General features: G+C 61.4%; 15 protein-coding genes. 9 read left to right on the top strand and 6 right to left on the bottom strand.

Annotated features, from left to right (window positions below; translation table 11 throughout):
• Positions 1–2 precede the first annotated feature (2 nt).
• Genes NKH36_RS31035 through NKH36_RS31025 form a run of 3 tightly spaced genes read left to right on the top strand, consistent with a single transcriptional unit; the run spans position 3 to position 4,799 of the window.
• On the top strand, positions 3–1,295 hold the full coding sequence (locus NKH36_RS31035) for a M16 family metallopeptidase (protein WP_352965795.1): 1,293 nt from the start codon (positions 3–5) through the stop codon (positions 1,293–1,295).
• Positions 1,296–1,310: 15 nt separating this feature from the next.
• Entirely contained in the window at positions 1,311–1,907 is a 597-nt protein-coding gene (locus NKH36_RS31030; protein WP_123147085.1) for a GNAT family N-acetyltransferase, read from the top strand.
• 3 nt (positions 1,908–1,910) lie between these two features.
• Entirely contained in the window at positions 1,911–4,799 is a 2,889-nt protein-coding gene (locus NKH36_RS31025) for an EAL domain-containing protein (RefSeq protein WP_352965792.1), read from the top strand.
• 163 nt (positions 4,800–4,962) lie between these two features.
• Here the strand turns inward: NKH36_RS31025 and NKH36_RS31020 are convergent, their stop codons facing one another.
• Together NKH36_RS31020 and NKH36_RS31015 are read right to left on the bottom strand one after the other, a co-directional pair.
• A complete protein-coding gene (locus NKH36_RS31020) occupies positions 4,963–5,889 on the bottom strand; it encodes an oxygenase MpaB family protein (protein WP_352964994.1) in 927 nt (308 codons plus the stop codon).
• Between the two features lie 172 nt (positions 5,890–6,061).
• A complete protein-coding gene (locus NKH36_RS31015) occupies positions 6,062–6,394 on the bottom strand; it encodes a DUF4242 domain-containing protein (RefSeq protein ID WP_352964992.1) in 333 nt (110 codons plus the stop codon).
• Positions 6,395–6,440: 46 nt separating this feature from the next.
• Between NKH36_RS31015 and NKH36_RS31010 the strand changes: the two genes are divergently transcribed.
• The 3 genes from NKH36_RS31010 (at position 6,441) to NKH36_RS31000 (ending at position 9,786) form a co-directional block, all read left to right on the top strand.
• Positions 6,441–7,355: a LysR family transcriptional regulator gene (locus tag NKH36_RS31010; protein ID WP_352964989.1), complete on the top strand. Its 915-nt coding sequence runs from the start codon at positions 6,441–6,443 to the stop codon at positions 7,353–7,355.
• 156 nt (positions 7,356–7,511) lie between these two features.
• Positions 7,512–8,321, top strand: a complete 810-nt coding sequence (locus NKH36_RS31005; RefSeq protein WP_352964987.1) for a class I SAM-dependent methyltransferase — start codon at positions 7,512–7,514, stop codon at positions 8,319–8,321.
• 526 nt (positions 8,322–8,847) lie between these two features.
• Positions 8,848–9,786 carry a transglycosylase SLT domain-containing protein gene (locus NKH36_RS31000; RefSeq protein WP_352964984.1) on the top strand — a complete coding sequence of 313 codons (939 nt, stop codon included), beginning with the start codon at positions 8,848–8,850 and terminating at the stop codon, positions 9,784–9,786.
• Between the two features lie 25 nt (positions 9,787–9,811).
• Here the strand turns inward: NKH36_RS31000 and NKH36_RS30995 are convergent, their stop codons facing one another.
• The gene (locus NKH36_RS30995; RefSeq protein ID WP_023799312.1) at positions 9,812–10,420 is read right to left on the bottom strand and encodes a YqgE/AlgH family protein; all 609 of its coding nucleotides are present in this window, start codon (positions 10,418–10,420) and stop codon (positions 9,812–9,814) included.
• A gap of 238 nt (positions 10,421–10,658) precedes the next feature.
• Here NKH36_RS30995 and NKH36_RS30990 point away from each other — a divergent pair, with 238 nt between their 5' ends.
• From NKH36_RS30990 to NKH36_RS30980, 3 genes are all read left to right on the top strand, one after another.
• Positions 10,659–11,465, top strand: a complete 807-nt coding sequence (locus tag NKH36_RS30990) for a protein-disulfide reductase DsbD domain-containing protein (RefSeq protein ID WP_352964982.1) — start codon at positions 10,659–10,661, stop codon at positions 11,463–11,465.
• Positions 11,466–11,587: 122 nt separating this feature from the next.
• Positions 11,588–12,088: a peroxiredoxin gene (locus tag NKH36_RS30985; RefSeq protein ID WP_352964980.1), complete on the top strand. Its 501-nt coding sequence runs from the start codon at positions 11,588–11,590 to the stop codon at positions 12,086–12,088.
• Between the two features lie 123 nt (positions 12,089–12,211).
• Positions 12,212–12,691 (top strand): DUF2938 domain-containing protein, encoded by a 480-nt coding sequence (locus NKH36_RS30980; RefSeq protein ID WP_352965001.1) that lies wholly within the window; start codon positions 12,212–12,214, stop codon positions 12,689–12,691.
• Between the two features lie 19 nt (positions 12,692–12,710).
• On the opposite strand, the gene rnhA is transcribed toward NKH36_RS30980, so the two are convergent.
• From rnhA to ispH, 3 genes are read right to left on the bottom strand one after another with little or no spacing between them, the layout of a single operon-like run.
• Positions 12,711–13,244: a ribonuclease HI gene (gene rnhA, locus NKH36_RS30975; RefSeq protein ID WP_352964978.1), complete on the bottom strand. Its 534-nt coding sequence runs from the start codon at positions 13,242–13,244 to the stop codon at positions 12,711–12,713.
• On the bottom strand, positions 13,241–14,203 hold the full coding sequence (locus NKH36_RS30970) for a homoserine kinase (RefSeq protein ID WP_352964977.1): 963 nt from the start codon (positions 14,201–14,203) through the stop codon (positions 13,241–13,243). Before NKH36_RS30970 ends, rnhA begins: the two co-directional genes overlap by 4 nt.
• Before the next feature lie 7 nt (positions 14,204–14,210).
• Positions 14,211–15,221, bottom strand: a complete 1,011-nt coding sequence (ispH, locus tag NKH36_RS30965; protein WP_352965787.1) for a 4-hydroxy-3-methylbut-2-enyl diphosphate reductase — start codon at positions 15,219–15,221, stop codon at positions 14,211–14,213.
• Positions 15,222–15,337: the final 116 nt, after the last annotated feature.

Here is a 15,337-nt window from a genome sequence, read left to right as displayed (position 1 = left end):
ATATGGGTGTTGAGGTAAGCCGTCTGTCGAACGGCCTGACAGTCGCCACCGAAACCCTTCCAAGCCTCGAATCCGTCGCTCTTGGTGCCTGGGTCAAATCAGGCGCCCGCAACGAGCGTAGCGAAGAGCACGGAATGGCTCACTTGCTTGAACATATGGCGTTCAAGGGAACCAGAAGGCGCAGCGCCTTCGAAATCGCCTCGGAAATCGAGGATGTCGGCGGCGAGATCAATGCCGCCACCAGTGTCGAGACCACCTCCTATTATGCCAGGGTGCTGAGCGACGACGTGCCCCTGGCCGTCGATATCCTCTCCGACATCCTGCAGGAATCCGAGTTCGACCCGCAGGAGCTGGAGCGCGAGCAGCATGTGATCCTGCAAGAGATCGGCGCCGCTCACGATACGCCCGACGACATCGTCTTCGACCGCTTCACCGAGACGGCTTTCCGCCACCAGACGATCGGCCGCTCCATCCTCGGCACGCCGGAAACCGTCAAATCCTTCACCTCGAAGCAATTGCACAAATTCATCGAACGGCAATATGGCGCCGAGCGCATGGTGGTCGTCGCCGCCGGCGACATCAAGCACGACAATTTCGTGCGCGAGGTCGAGAAGCATCTCGGCGGTTTCCGCAGCAAATCCGACAACACGATGCCGCAATTTGCGCAATATGTCGGCGGCGATTTCCGCGAGGACCGCGACCTGATGGACGCGCAGATCGTGCTCGGGTTCGAGGGCCGCGCCTATCATGTACGCGACTTCTACGCCTCGCAGGTCCTGTCGATGATCCTTGGCGGCGGCATGTCGTCGCGTCTTTTCCAGGAGGTCCGCGAAAAGCGCGGGCTGTGCTATTCGGTCTATGCCTTCCACTGGGGCTTTTCCGACACCGGCATATTCGGCGTCCATGCCGCGACCGGGCAGAGCGACATCGCCGAACTGGTGCCGGTGGTTATCGACGAGTTGCAGAAGGTCGGCGAGAGCATCCTGCAGGAGGAACTCGACCGGGCACGCGCCCAGTACCGCGCAGGCCTGATCATGTCCGCCGAAAGCCCGGCCAGCCGTGCCTCGCAGATCGCCCGGCAAATGCTTCTGTTCGGCCGGCCGATCGCCAAGGAAGAGCTGATGGAACGACTGTCGGCGCTGACGGTCGAGCGGCTGACGGACCTGTCGTCGCGGCTGTTTTCGACCAAGCCGACGCTGACCGCCGTCGGACCGGTGGGTACGCTCGCTCCCTATGAGGCGGTCCTCGAATCGCTATCGGGCACGCAGACCACGGCCCGAAAGCTCGCCGGCTAAGTCCATCAAAGCGTCATGTTCGCGCTCCCTTTCTTTCGCCGTGACCTGCCGGCACTGAAGGGCGACCGGGTCACGCTGCGCGTGCCGCTGACCAACGACTATCGCGAATGGTCGGTGCTGCGCGGGGAAAGCCGCGCCTTCCTGGAGCCGTGGGAGCCGCGCTGGAACCCCGACGAGCTCGACCGCACGGCATGGCGGCATCGCCTCAGCCGCTATCGCGAAGACTATGCGCAGGGAACCGCTATAGCCTTCTTTATCTTCGAGAAAGGCAATGGCAAGCTTGTCGGTGGAATCACCCTCGGCAATATCCGCCACGGGGTCGCGCAAAGCGGCCATATCGGCTACTGGATCGGCGAGCGCTACAGCGGCCGTGGCCTGATGACCGACGCCGTCAAGGTGGTGACGCGGTTCGCCTTTGATACGCTGAGGTTGCACCGGATCGAAGCTGCCTGTATTCCCGACAACGCCCGGTCGATCCGCGTGCTTGAAAAAGCCGGATTCCGGCGCGAAGGACTTCTGCGATCCTATCTCAGGATCAATGGCATCTGGCAGGACCATTACCTCTACGCCCGGATCGAAGACGATCCGCCGGGCGCGGGAACGAAGGACTGATTTTTGACGAATTTCCTGCGAATCGGGTCGTTGTTTGCCTTTGTGCTGACGGCAATCGTCGTGCTCTGCGCGGCGTCCTCGGCCGTCGCCGTCGAGCCGATCAAGATCGCCCGCGACGATGTGGCGCTCGACCTTTCGGGCGCCGTCGAAATCTACCGCAACCAGGGCGAGAACTTCCAGGTGTCGACCGCGCCGGGTCCGGACGGCATCGTGCGGCGCATCGAGGTCGAAGCCAATGATGCGCGCTCGACCGGCGACTGGGCGGTGTTCGCGCTTGCCAACACCACCGACCAGCAGCTCGACAGGCTGATCGTCGCACCGCATTTCCGGCTGGTGAATTCCGGCATCTTCTGGCCGGATCTCGGCTCGACCCGCATTGCCGCGATCACGCCCAGCGAGGGCTTCGCGCTCGACCGCCAGACCAGCCCCGACGCCGATGTGTTCCGGGTGACGCTGAATCCCGGAACGGTGATCACCTTCATTGCCGAACTTGCCTCGCCCAAACTGCCGCAGGTCTATCTATGGGATCCGGAATCCTACAAGGACTCGGTCAACTCCTACACACTGTTTCGCGGTATCGTCATCGGCATCGCCGGCCTCCTGGCGCTGTTCCTGACCATCCTTTTCGTCGTCAAGGGGACCTCGATGTTCCCGGCAACCGCAGCACTCGCCTGGGCGGTGCTCGCCTATATCTGCATTGATTTCGGCTTTCTCAACAAGGTTTTGGAAATATCGCCCGGCAACGAGCAGATGTGGCGAGCCGGAACGGAGGTGGCGCTTGCGGCGACCTTCGTGGTCTTCCTGTTCGCCTATCTCAACCTTAACCGATGGCACGGCCATTTCAGCTACGGCGCGCTGGTCTGGATTCTGGGACTGGTGTTGATCGCAGGCGTTGCAATCGTTGATCCGGCGGTCGCCGCCGGCATCGCCAGGCTGTCCTTCGCCGCCACCGCGCTGACCGGCCTCGGCCTGATCATCTTCCTCGGCATACGCGGCTACGACCGTGCCATCATGCTGGTGCCCAGTTGGGTCATGGTCCTGTTGTGGCTATGCGGGTCGTGGATGGCGATCACCGGCATGCTCGACAACGACATCGCCCAGCCGGCATTGGGCGGCGGGCTGATCCTCATCATCCTGCTGATCGGCTTCACCGTCATGCAGCACGCCTTTGCCGGCGGCGCGCTGCATCAGGGCCTGTTCTCCGATCTCGAACGGCAGGCGCTGGCCGTCGCCGGATCGGGCGACACGGTGTGGGACTGGGACGTGATGCGCGACCGCGTCGTCACCAAGCCGGATGTCAGCATCCAGCTTGGCCTTGCGCCCGACAGTCTGGGCGGCGCCGCCCGCAACTGGCTGCCGGTGCTGCATGCCGACGACCGCGACACGTTCCGTACCACGCTCGACGTGGTGCTCGAACACCGGCGCGGCCGGGTGTCGCAGAATTTCCGCCTGCGCGGCGCCGACGGGCACTATCACTGGTTTTCGCTGCGTGCCCGGCCGGTGATCGGATCGGACGGCGAGGTCATCCGCTGCGTCGGCACCATGGTCGACGTGACGGAGCAGAAGAAGTCCGAGGAGAGGCTGCTACACGATGCCGTGCACGACAATCTGACCGGCCTGCCGAACCGGGAATTGCTGATGAACCGGCTGGAGGCGATCATCTCGATCGCGCGCACGGAAGAGAAGGTGCGTCCGACCGTCTTCGTCATCGACATCGACCGGTTCAAGCAGGTCAATGACGGGCTCGGCATCTCGGCCGGCGATACGATCCTGCTGACCGTTGCGCGCCGGCTGCACCGGCTGCTCAAGCCGAAGGATTCGCTGTCGCGCTTTGCCGGCGACCAGTTCGCGCTGATGCTGCTTTCCGAACAGGACCCGGCCCGCATCGCAGCCGTTGCCGACGCCATCAAGCATGCGATCAACAATCCGATCACCTTTGCCAAGCGCGAGATCGTGCTGACCGCCTCGATCGGGCTGGTCACCTGGACCTCGGCGCAGAGTTCGGCCGAGGATATGGTCAAGGACGCCGAGCTTGCCATGCACCAGGCCAAGCGTTTCGGCGGCGACAGGATCGAGCCGTTCCGCCCCGCCTTCCGGACCGTCGGCACCGACCGGCTGCAGTTCGAGTCCGACCTGCGCCGCGCCATCGAACGGCGCGAATTCACACTCGCTTACCAGCCCATCGTGCGCCTCGAAGACGGCAGTGTCGCCGGCTTCGAGGCGCTTTTGCGCTGGGACCATCCGCGCCGCGGCATGATCCCGCCTGGCGATTTCATCCCGGTCGCCGAGAGCTGCGGCCTCATCGTGCAGCTTGGCCTGTTCGCCATGCAACAGGCCGCCGAAGATCTGGCCGGGTGGCAAAAGCAGATCGGCGACGCGCCGCTGTCGGTTTCGGTCAACTTGTCCAGCCGCCAGCTCATCCGCCGCGATCTGGTCAGCGACGTCCGCTCGGTGATCGCGCGGGCCAATCTGAAGCCGCGCTGCTTCCGGCTCGAACTCACCGAATCGTTGGTGATGGATAACCCGGAGCAGACAGCCCATGTGCTGAACAAGCTGAAGAAGCTTGGTATCGGCCTGTCGCTGGATGATTTCGGCACCGGCTACTCATCGCTGGCCTATCTGACGCGCTTCCCCTTCGACACGATCAAGATCGACAAGAGCTTCGTCGACGACGCCACACCGAAGCGCGCGGTGCTGCTCAAATCCATGGTCAACATGGCGCATGAACTCGGCCTTTCGGTCGTGGCGGAGGGCATTTCGGATGAAAGCGATGCGCTCGAACTGCGCCAGATGGGCTGCGAATATGTGCAGAGCTTCATGTTCGGCGCGCCGATGCCCGGCGATCAGGTGCTGAAGACGCTGAAGGAACAGTATCCGCTGACCCAGGTTTGATTTCGTGCAAGTCGTTGTCCCAAAACCGCTGCGCACTTTGGGCGACATGCCAGGGGTCTGCTTCCTGGCGCTCGGAGGTTGCGAGTAACCCGTTTTGGTCACGCGGTATCGAAAACTAATTTGCTACCCGCGGCGCGGCTCCGTCAATATTGGAAGGCCTGAATTAACGGTGGCGATAGAGATAGCTCTCGGAAAGGCCGAGGCGACGGCACGACTGGACGGCCGGGGATGAAGGGATTACGATGCTCTCGCAGATTGCAGCCGTCGTCTTCACAAAAGCACGCTCCCACGGCTTCAACGTCCAGCGGTCGCCGAGTGCCAAGCGCGTGCGAACCCAGCGGGGTAGGATCTCGACTGCCGCCTTCAGAAATGGCCGCTGAAGCGGTCGAGCCACTCCCGGCAAGGCGGGGACGTCTTCCATGATCTCCAGGAACTCCGAGACGATCGGCGACGGGACGAGTCTTTGCCGCATCACATCGAACAGCGCGTAAAGCTCGGCCTGCGACGTGGGGGCGCCGGCCGCACCATAGAGGAGTGCGACGGGGCGAGCCTCAGCAGACATCGCGTCCCGTTCGAAAAAATGCAGACGATGCACATAGACGTGATACGCCTCCATGAAACCAAACCCGGCCGTCGCTTGCACCCAATTCAGCAACTCCGGGTCGGTGGCGTGGTATGGCTCACCTTCGCTGGTTCGACCTGAAACGCGCCCATGCATCCTGACCACACCTTCAATCATGACCTTAGCCTTAGTTCGAGGGCCGTAGACCGTAACCAAGGCAGCGAGGCCCGTACGCTGTAATCGTCGGAGCGCCTGCGAGCGGAATGTGCTGTGCTGCCAAATAGCGTCGCGAACCCGCGGCTCTGCCAATTCGAGCAGCACCGCGGTAACCCCGCCGATGAACAGCGCAACGGGGTTCTTGAAAATACGCCAGGACACCGAGTTGGGCGCTAACAGCGCCGGCTCGCCTTCCGGGGTCGAGAAGTCCATCTGAGATCCGAGCCGCTGGCGCATAAACGACTGCGCAAGAGTATCCACACGACGCTCAAGCGGGCGAGGCAGAGGAATGGTGCCCGAATTGCCAAACATGGTACGCCTCCGACTCCTGGAACAACAAGCGTTGAACCTATGGCTAGGGGATGCAGTATGCACGAACGTCTTGGTCTTTCCGTCGTTCCAGAGTGAACAGCCTGGCGCACTGCGCATGATTCCGCAAGAACACCGGGCCCGGATGGTCATCACGAGCCCGGTCGTGCTGGCCTTATGGGGTAAGATCGAGCGCCGGCACGATTCTGTGATAGGGCAGCCCCGCATCGTCGTTTAGACGCTTCACGTCGGTATCGGAGACAGCATCAAACAGGCACATGCAGCGCCCATCCTCGGGTGCGAAGGTCGAGCGCAGATAGCTGATGTCGGTGCCGTTGGAGGTCATCTCGGCGGCTTTGCTGATCGCCGCCTTCTGCGCACCTCCCAAAGCTTCCATGCTGATGCCCTTGAGGTCGCGTTCCACCATGTAGACAGTCATTTCCAGATCTCCTCCTGTGAACAGTGACCACAGGAGTTGAATGCAGCGGCGGGCGAAAGAGAACGACATTTTTTCTATCGATCGATAGCCGACAGTTATCGATGAAAGGGCTACAATGGCGTTTCGTGGAACCGCCTCGGGAGGGCTCGCCATGGAGATGTTTCAGGTCCGCTACGTGCTTGCCGCCGCGAAGATGCTGAACTTCACCAAGGCCGCCACCGATTGCAATGTGTCTCAGCCGGCGCTCACCAAAGCGGTCAAGACGCTCGAGGGTGAGCTTGGCGCGCCGTTGTTCCACCGCGAGGGAAAGCGCATCCTCCTGAGTGAGTTCGGGCGCTCCATTCTGCCTCATCTTCAGCAGATCATGCAGGAGGCCCACGCAACCAGAACGCTTGCTGATAATTTCAGGCTGCTCAATCAGGTGCCGATCCGCCTCGGCGTCATGTCGACCATCGGCCATGTGAAGCTCGCCCGGTTCCTGGCAAAGTTCCAGCGCGACTATCATGGCGTCGAGCTTGAAGTTAGCGAGGCGAGCGTTCAGGAACTGAAAAACAGGCTTGAGCAAGGCGATCTCGATCTGGCCGTTCTCAATCCGCTGGAGGGATTGGGAGCGGCTTTCCGCGTCCATGATCTCTACAGTGAGCGCTACGTCGTCGTATTCGCGCCGGATCACCGGCTTGCGAGCCTTAATGCAATCAAGTTGGTCGATCTCTCTCAAGAACCCTATGTCGATCGTCTGTCCTGCGAAATGCGGGACCTGGTGATGGGTGTGTGCCGGGAAAGAAACGTCAGCCTTTATGCCCGCTTTCGTTCCGAGCGCGAGGATTGGGTCCAATCAATGGTGCTGGCGCGGATCGGCTTCGCCTTCATGCCTGAATATTCGGTGACATCGCCTGAACTTCTGCAGCGTCCGCTGATCGAACCCGCGGTGGCACGCACGGTGTCCCTGGCTAGCGTTCCGGGCCGGCCCTATAGCCCAGCGACGGCGGCAATGGTCCGAGCTGCCCAGACGTTCGATTGGCCCGGCTAGGCGTCTGTTGCTGAGACTTGAGCTATGCTGATTTGAGATGCCTTCTCTTTTTTTGCGAAACGACTGAAACTTTCTTGCTTCGTTGAAATCGTGCTCGCCCAAGGAGCGCGGGAGAAGGCTCACAATGGCCCGATGGAAATTTGAAGGAGGACAATCATGACGCTACCCAGTTATGCAATGGGTCAGGCAAGTTTCCCGGAGATGTACGAGCGGTGGCTCGTTGGCCCTCTCTTCCGTCCATGGGCCGAGATGGCTCTTGACGAGCTGAAATTGTCTTCGGGCGATCGCGTCCTCGATATCGCTTGCGGAACAGGAATAGTGGCGCGCGTTGCAAGAGAGCGGCTGGGTGAAGCCGGATATATCGTCGGCGTCGACATCAGCCCCGACATGCTTGCCGTGGCGCGGGCTGTAGAACCAGCCATCGACTGGCGTCAGGGCAATGCCGGCGAGCTGCCTCTGCGTAACGGTAAGATGTTCGACGTGGTCGTCTGCCAGCAAGGACTGCAGTTCTTTCCTGACAAACCGGCGGCGGCGGCGCAGATGCGTCGCGCGCTGGCGAAAGGTGGTAGGCTGGCGGTCGCCACATGGCGCCCGGACGACGAAATCCCGTTCTTTCGCGAGTTGCGCCGCGTCGCGGAGCGCCATTTGGGCGCCATCGCCGATCAACGGTACAGCTTCGGGGAAGCGGCTCCACTTGAGGCGCTGCTGCGAGACGTCGGCTTCCACGAGGTCCGATCGAGGATTATTTCGCGCACCATCCATTTCGGGGAAGGCGTACCTTTCCTGCATCTGAATACGATGGCGCTGGTCGGGATGAGTTCCTTAGCCAAGGAAATGGGTGATCAGGAACGCAAGCGCGTCGTGGAGGCGATCGTGAGCGAGAGTGCGCCCGTGCTGCAGCCATACACCATTGGGTCGGGACTGGCCTTCGAGCTCAGCACCAATCTGGCGACAGCCCAAGGCTAAATGACTCTCACCAACGGAGAACTCGTTCGATCGAGTATTGTGCCGAGAATGGCTGCTCATGCACAATCTTCTGTTCGAGAACCGAAGGGATTGCCCCGCTGCGGTCGAGGGCAGACCACCTCAGGGAAATTCCTGCTCGCAATCGAGATGCTTCACAAGCAACGCATTGGCTACGTAGCCCTCGATTAAAATCCGCTTGTTTTACATTTCGAATTATTTTGCCGCACTGTGGCCATTGTGCCGCCATTATCCATGACTAGCTAAATGAAGCACTGACCGTTCTTCTTGTCTTTTTCGACGTTGACGGCTCAACGTTGGAAATAGACCTGCCCCAAGTATCTGGGCGGCTAGACAAGGAACGGAGGGGGACCTGGCGTCACTCCAAGGAACATTTGAATTATTTGCTTGCGGAGCCGTCATCCTTTCGGGCGGACGGCCTTTATCGAAAAGGATCGCAGGGCTTGGCCTGGCGGCGACAGTGGCAGCCATGCCATGGCCGGTCTATTCGGGAGTCTTGGCCAACGGAGTGACCGAAGCCGCAGTTGCCACTGCTGTTCCGTACTCGGCTCTGAGTTTCCCCTCGGCCGCGCCCGAGTTCGACATCATCGATCCAGACACCATATCGACCTCTGGACGCGAGGGAGAACGCACGCTGGCCGACGCATTGAAGGGCACCGTCTCCATCCTTTCCGAAGGCGCGGAACAGATCGTCCTCGGCATGTCGATGCACGAGTTCGGCGAGTACAAGGTGTCGCAGCACATCGCCAGCGAAATCCTTCGTGCAGCCAAGGACACCCAATTTCCTGCCGACACCCTTTTTGCGATCGCCGAGAAGGAATCCTCCTTCGACATCAACAATCGCCCGTCTAAAGGGTCGGCGCTTGGTCTTATGCAATTCCTCGACCAGACCTGGCTCGAGGCGGTGAAGAAGCACGGTGCAGAATTCGGCTTGGGCGACGAAGCGGAACTGATCCGGACCCGCCCCGAGGGCAAGCGCGAACACCATTTCGTCGACGACAAGGCCGAAGAAGAGCGCATCCTTGAATTCAGGCGCGATCCCTATCTGTCGGCAGCACTTGCGGCCAAGAACCTTCTCGCGGCCAAGGAACGCATCGAAGCCCGAATCGAGAAGGCGATGGACGAAAGGGATCTTTACCTACCCCATTTCCTTGGCACTAAGGGCGCAGCGCAGCTCCTGTCGAACGCCGATGAGAAGCCCAATGCCACTGCCAGCAAGATCTTCCCCAAGGCGGCACGCTTCAATACTGCGATCTTCAAGGCCGAGGGAAAACAGCTCACCGTCAGCCAGTTTCACCAGCGCATGCGCTCTTTCTTAGAAGCCCGCATCGGCAAATACAGCGATGTCGAAACCCGCGTGAAAGAGGCTGACGTGTCCTGGACGTCAGGGTTCGAGAATCTCGTCTACGATTTGGGAAAACGGCTGGCGACGGCAATGCGGCGGTAACCAGCCAGGTATAGGGTTTTCACCACTAGGCGTGACCGGCCGCCAGGCTGAGATGGGCGAGGTCGATACCGATCGAGGCGAGAATCCGGTCGTATTTGCGCTCGATGTCGGTATCGAACAGAAGCTCCGCATTTGCCGGGCAGGTCAGCCAACCGTTCTCGGCGATTTCGCTTTCCAGCTGACCGGCGCCCCAGCCCGAATAGCCGAGCGCCATCAGCGCGTGCCGGGGCCCACGGCCCGACGAAATGGCGCGCAATATGTCGACGGTCGCGGTCAGGCAAATGTCGTCGGAGACGGCCAGCGACGATTCCACCCGGTAGTCGCCCGAATGCAGGACAAAGCCGCGGCTGCGGTCCACTGGTCCGCCGTTGCGCACGACGAAGTCGCGGGCCTGGGCGGGCAAGCGGATCGCCTCCTGTTCGTTCATGATGCCGAGCTGCACGAGCAGATCCGGAAACAGCATCTGCTGCGTCTGATTGATGACCAGGCCCATCGCGCCTTCGTCGCTGTGCGCGCAAATGTAGATGACGGAACGCGTGAAGCGGTCGTCCTTCATGCCGGGCATGGCAATCAGGAACTGGTCGTCGAGAAAGCCGCGTCCCGCAGCCATCTTCTTATGGCGCAACAAGTCCATGAAGAGGAGCGTAACGCGTTTCTGAGGCGCCGAAAAGATGCGCCGCGCGCGATTTGGTCGCGGATGTGCATCTAAGGTCACGCAAAAGCTGTGCCCGAGGTCACGCAAAAGCTGTGCCCAAGGTCACGCAAAGCTGTGCCCGAGGTCACGCAAAGCTGTGCCCGAGGTCACGCAAATATGATAACAGCGACGCCATGAAGTCATTGCGCAGCCATGAACGGACGCTCAAATCACCGCCATGCAAAGCTTGAAAGTCCTGCTGCTCAGCGCCGCTGTTGGATGTGGAACCGGCCTCCCTGCCGCAGCCTCCTCGTCGACCTGGTACAATAGCGAAGGCGGCAACGTGCGGCTTGTGACCAGCGGCAAGCCCGACGAAGCCGGGCGCATCCGTGGCGTCCTCGATATTGCGCTCAAGCCTGGCTGGAAAACCTACTGGCGCGATCCGGGCGACGCGGGCGTGCCGCCGCAAATCGATATCTCGGCCAGCACCAACATTGCTAACGCGACGTTTTCGTTTCCGCCGCCCCAGCGCCACGACGACGGCTACGGCAAATGGGCCGGCTATGACCATCCGGTTTCGCTGCCGGTGACATTCACGCTGTCGGCGACGAACGAGCCGGCAGTCATCGATGCCGATATCTTTCTCGGCATTTGCGAGACGATCTGCATCCCGGTGCAGACGAAGCTAACCATGGATCCCAACTCCGATCCGGACAATGTCGAAGACGCCGCGTTGGTGAAGGCGGCTCTTGCAACCCTGCCTGCTCCCGCAAGACCCGATTTTGGCGTCCGGATCCTGCCGGGCGACCGCGAGACACTGATTGTCGAGGCGAGCTTTCCGGGCAATCCCGAAGCAGCGGATTTCTTCGTCGCCGGTGAGCGGGACTACATGTTCGGCGTGCCGGCCCGCAGCGAAAAGGACGGCAGGCTGGTGTTTTCCGTGCCGATCCTCGACAGACCGACGACGACGCCGACAGATGGCGGACTTTATTACACGCTGACAACTGCAGCCGGCGCGGTCGAAGGCCTGCTGCCGTTCCCTTGATCCCTAGCAAAAGGATGTTCAGGTCGAACATCCTTTTGCTCCAAGCTTCCCGACGGTTGCGGGGAACGGCTGAGTTCGCTATCGCAAGGACACTCCCTTCCATTTGTCAAACGAGGACCACGATGATGATTGCAGTTGGCGACAAGCTGCCCCAGGCGACCTTCAAGACGATGACTGCCGACGGCGCAAAAGCGATCACGACGGCCGAGATCTTCTCGGGAATGAAGGTGGTGCTGTTCGCCGTTCCCGGCGCTTTCACGCCGACCTGCAGCAACAACCATCTGCCCGGCTATCTGGATAATTACGACGCTATCCTGGCGCGCGGCGTTGACACCATCGCCGTCGTCGCCGTCAACGATGTTCACGTCATGGGCGCCTGGGCCCGCTTCAGCGGCGGTGAAGGCAAGCTCCTTTATCTTGCCGACGGCAATGGCGATTTTGTCAAGTCGATCGGTCTCGACGCCGACCTTTCCGGCGGTGGCATGGGGCTACGTTCGAAGCGGTTTTCGATGATCGTCGACGACGGCAAGGTCGCCGCGCTCAATGTCGAGACAAAGCCTGGCGTTGATGAATCCGGTGCGGCTCACATTCTCGGACAGCTTTCCGTTTTGGCGACAGCATAGGCCAAAGTTGCCAAAGAACGCTCCAAGACTTCTGAGCCGCATGATTCCCAACAAAAACCGGTTCCGGTTTTCGGACTCGTGCGCTAGCTCTTCGGAGTTCCTTGCTTTGGGGGGACCTCAATGATGTTTGATATCTTCTGGCGCGCTGTGGCGATCGGCATCGGCGCCACGGCGCTCACGGACCTCTGGGCGATTTTCCTGAACACGGTGTTTGCTCAGCCGCGGCCGAACTGGGGATTGGTCGGCCGCTGGGTCTGGCACATCAAGGACGGCAAGGTATTCCACGACGATATCGGCGAGGCAGTACCCTACGCGCATGAATCGGCGCTCGGCTGGGCCTTCCACTATTTTGTCGGCATCGTCTACGGCATCATTCTGGCCGTTTTGGCGGGAGCGGCGTGGCTGGCCGCGCCGACCTTCCTGCCGGCCTTCGTCCTCGGCATCGTCACCGTGGGCGCCGGCTGGTTCCTGCTGGCGCCCGGCATGGGCGCCGGCTGGGCCGCATCAAAGCGCCCCAACCCTATGCAGATCCGCGCCCTCAACCTCGTCTCGCATGCTGTGTTCGCGCTCGGACTTTTCGGCACGGCGCTGCTGATCCGCTGAATACGGCGGACCAGACTGGTTAGTAGCTCTGGGTCGAGCGGCGCACTTTCTTGGCTGCCGGCTGCCTGGCTTGGCCGTTTTCCTTGGCCGAAACGGGCGCGGGCCTAGCCGTCTTGTTCTTGAACGGCGCCATGCCGAGCCGCGCCAGCTCGTCGGCACGCTCATTCTCTGGATGGCCGGCATGGCCCTTGACCCAGTGCCAGACGACCTGATGACGGTTGCGCGCCTCGTCGAGTGCCTGCCACAGTTCGGCATTCTTCACCGGTTGCCTGGCGGCGGTCTTCCAGCCGTTGCGCTTCCAGCCGTCGATCCAGCTGAAAATGCCGTCCTTGACATAGTTGCTGTCGGTATAAAGATCGACGGCACAGGGTTCCTTCAGCGCATTGAGCGCCGAGATGGCGGCCAAAAGTTCCATGCGGTTGTTGGTGGTAGCAGCCTCGCCGCCCGACAGTTCCTTCGTGACGCCGTTGAAGCGCAGGACCGCCCCCCAGCCGCCAGGCCCCGGATTGCCCGAACAGGCACCATCGGTGAAGATTTCAACGCGCTTGGTCATGTCAGTCCATATTCGGAAGGAGATTTGATCGCCCGATGGAAACGCATCCTGCGGATGTATTCGGTCGGATCGCGTTTGATGACCAGCCCGCCGTTGGCAACGGTCAGCCAGTCGTAAAGCCGGGTCAGCATAAAACGCAGTGCCGAGCCGCGTGCCAGGATAGGCAGCGCGGCTTTCTCGTCGCCGCTCAAGGGCCGCACGCTCTGGTAGCCGGCAAGCAGCGCCGTGCCCTTGGTCAGGTTGAAGGAAAAATCCTTCTCGAAGCACCAGGCGTTGAGGCAGGTCGCGACATCGTAGGCGTAGAGATCGTTGCAGGCGAAATAGAAGTCGATCAGCCCGGACAATTTCTCGCCGAGGAAGAACACATTGTCGGGGAAAAGATCGGCATGGATGATGCCCTCCGGCAGGTCTTTGGGCCAGTTCCGCTCGAAATCGGCGAAGTCGGCATCGACCTCGGCCGCCAATTCCGGCTCGACCTCGTCGGCGCGAGGGCGAGCGGCGCTCCACAGCTTGCGCCAGCCATCGATGGCAAGAGCATTCGGACGGGTCATTGGAAAGTCGGCGCCGGCAAGATGCAGTGCCGCCAGCGCCTTGCCGACCTCGCCGCAATGCGCTGATGTCGGCCGCCGCAGCGAAAGGCCTTCGAGGAAGGTGATGATGACCGCCGGCCGGCCGGCAAGTGTTCCGATGACGTCGCCATCATGCGCCGTCACCGGAAGCGGGCAGGAAATGCCCTTCCTCGCAAGGTGACCCATGAGGCCGAGGAAGAACGGCAGGTCGGCCTTGTCGACGCGCTTTTCGTAGAGCGTCAGGATGTAGGAGCCGCTGGTCGTGTGCAGCAGGAAATTCGAGTTCTCGGTGCCTTCTGCGATGCCCTTGTAGGATAGGAGATCGCCGACCGGATAGGCCTTCAGGAACGCGCCGAGCTCGCCTTCGTTGACGTCGGTGTAGACCGCCATGGGCTCTTCACGCGGCTCCGTTGACGAAGGCCATGTCGGCCGCCGTCAGTTCGACGTCGCGCAGGACCCGCATCACCGGAAAATCCTCGGTCTCCGTCGCCGTCACCGCCAGCTCGATCGTCACGTTGAAGCGCTGCCGGAATGCATCGATGATCTCGTCGACGATGATTTCCGGCGCCGACGCGCCTGCCGACAGACCGAGCGTCGAGATGCCGGCGATATCTGTCCACGGAATTTCGGAGGCGCGCTGTACTAGGAGTGACATTGAGGCCCCGGCGCGTTCGGCCACTTCGACAAGACGCCGCGAATTGGAGGAATTGGGGGCGCCGACGATCAGGAAGAGATCGGCACCGGCGGCGGTCTCCTTGACCGCTTCCTGGCGGTTAGTGGTGGCATAGCAGATCGATTCCGCCGCCGCCGCATGCAAATCGGGAAAACGATCCTTAAGCACGCGGATGATGCCGGCGGTGTCCTCGACCGAGAGCGTCGTCTGGGTGACGAAACCGAGTGCCTGCGGGTCGGCAGGCACCAATTTCGCGGCGTCGGCTTCGGTCTCGATCAGGGTGACGGCGCCGTCCGGCAATTGCCCCATCGTGCCGATCACTTCCGGGTGGCCGGCATGGCCGATCAGAAGTACGTGGCGGCCCAGCCGCTGATGGCGCATCGCCTGCTTGTGGACCTTCGAAACCAGCGGGCAGGTGGCGTCGAGATAGAAGAGGTTACGCGCCTGGGCGTCCGCCGGCACCGACTTCGGCACGCCATGCGCCGAAAAGACGACCGGGCTCTGGCGATGCTCCGCCGGTATCTCGGAGAGCTCCTCGATGAACACCGCACCGAGGCTTTGCAGGCCCTCGACGACGTAGCGATTGTGTACGATCTCATGGCGGACATAGACCGGCGCGCCGTATTTCTTCAGCGCCAGCACGACAATCTGGATGGCGCGGTCGACGCCGGCGCAGAAGCCCCTGGGCTGGCAGAGCCTTATCGTCAGCGGCGGCTTTGTGGTCGTGTGAAGCATGATTCCCGGCCGGTTGGTCGTAGCGTGAACTCAAGTCTTGAACTCAAGGCGCGAAATGAGGTGCGCACCCCTACCCTGTCAAGAGCGCCGGTGGCGATCATTAGAGCGACGTGCGT

The sequence above is a fragment of the Mesorhizobium sp. M1312 genome, from assembly GCF_040318115.1.
Classification (GTDB): Bacteria; Pseudomonadota; Alphaproteobacteria; order Rhizobiales; family Rhizobiaceae; genus Mesorhizobium.
Note: the sequence above shows the minus strand (reverse complement) of the source record. Positions and strands in the feature narration are given on the sequence as shown.

What these genes read in the sequence shown, in the direction of transcription:
- NKH36_RS31035 (WP_352965795.1), top strand. Translation starts at nt 3, where the DNA reads ATGGGTGTTGAGGTAAGCCGTCTGTCGAACGGCCTGACAGTCGCCACC.
- NKH36_RS31030 (WP_123147085.1), top strand. Translation starts at nt 1,311, where the DNA reads ATGTTCGCGCTCCCTTTCTTTCGCCGTGACCTGCCGGCACTGAAGGGC.
- NKH36_RS31020 (WP_352964994.1), bottom strand. Translation starts at nt 5,889, where the DNA reads ATGTTTGGCAATTCGGGCACCATTCCTCTGCCTCGCCCGCTTGAGCGT.
- NKH36_RS31015 (WP_352964992.1), bottom strand. Translation starts at nt 6,394, where the DNA reads ATGTCGTTCTCTTTCGCCCGCCGCTGCATTCAACTCCTGTGGTCACTG.
- NKH36_RS31010 (WP_352964989.1), top strand. Translation starts at nt 6,441, where the DNA reads ATGGCGTTTCGTGGAACCGCCTCGGGAGGGCTCGCCATGGAGATGTTT.
- NKH36_RS31005 (WP_352964987.1), top strand. Translation starts at nt 7,512, where the DNA reads ATGACGCTACCCAGTTATGCAATGGGTCAGGCAAGTTTCCCGGAGATG.
- NKH36_RS30995 (WP_023799312.1), bottom strand. Translation starts at nt 10,420, where the DNA reads ATGGACTTGTTGCGCCATAAGAAGATGGCTGCGGGACGCGGCTTTCTC.
- NKH36_RS30990 (WP_352964982.1), top strand. Translation starts at nt 10,659, where the DNA reads ATGCAAAGCTTGAAAGTCCTGCTGCTCAGCGCCGCTGTTGGATGTGGA.
- NKH36_RS30985 (WP_352964980.1), top strand. Translation starts at nt 11,588, where the DNA reads ATGATGATTGCAGTTGGCGACAAGCTGCCCCAGGCGACCTTCAAGACG.
- NKH36_RS30980 (WP_352965001.1), top strand. Translation starts at nt 12,212, where the DNA reads ATGTTTGATATCTTCTGGCGCGCTGTGGCGATCGGCATCGGCGCCACG.
- rnhA (WP_352964978.1), bottom strand. Translation starts at nt 13,244, where the DNA reads ATGACCAAGCGCGTTGAAATCTTCACCGATGGTGCCTGTTCGGGCAAT.
- NKH36_RS30970 (WP_352964977.1), bottom strand. Translation starts at nt 14,203, where the DNA reads ATGGCGGTCTACACCGACGTCAACGAAGGCGAGCTCGGCGCGTTCCTG.
- ispH (WP_352965787.1), bottom strand. Translation starts at nt 15,221, where the DNA reads ATGCTTCACACGACCACAAAGCCGCCGCTGACGATAAGGCTCTGCCAG.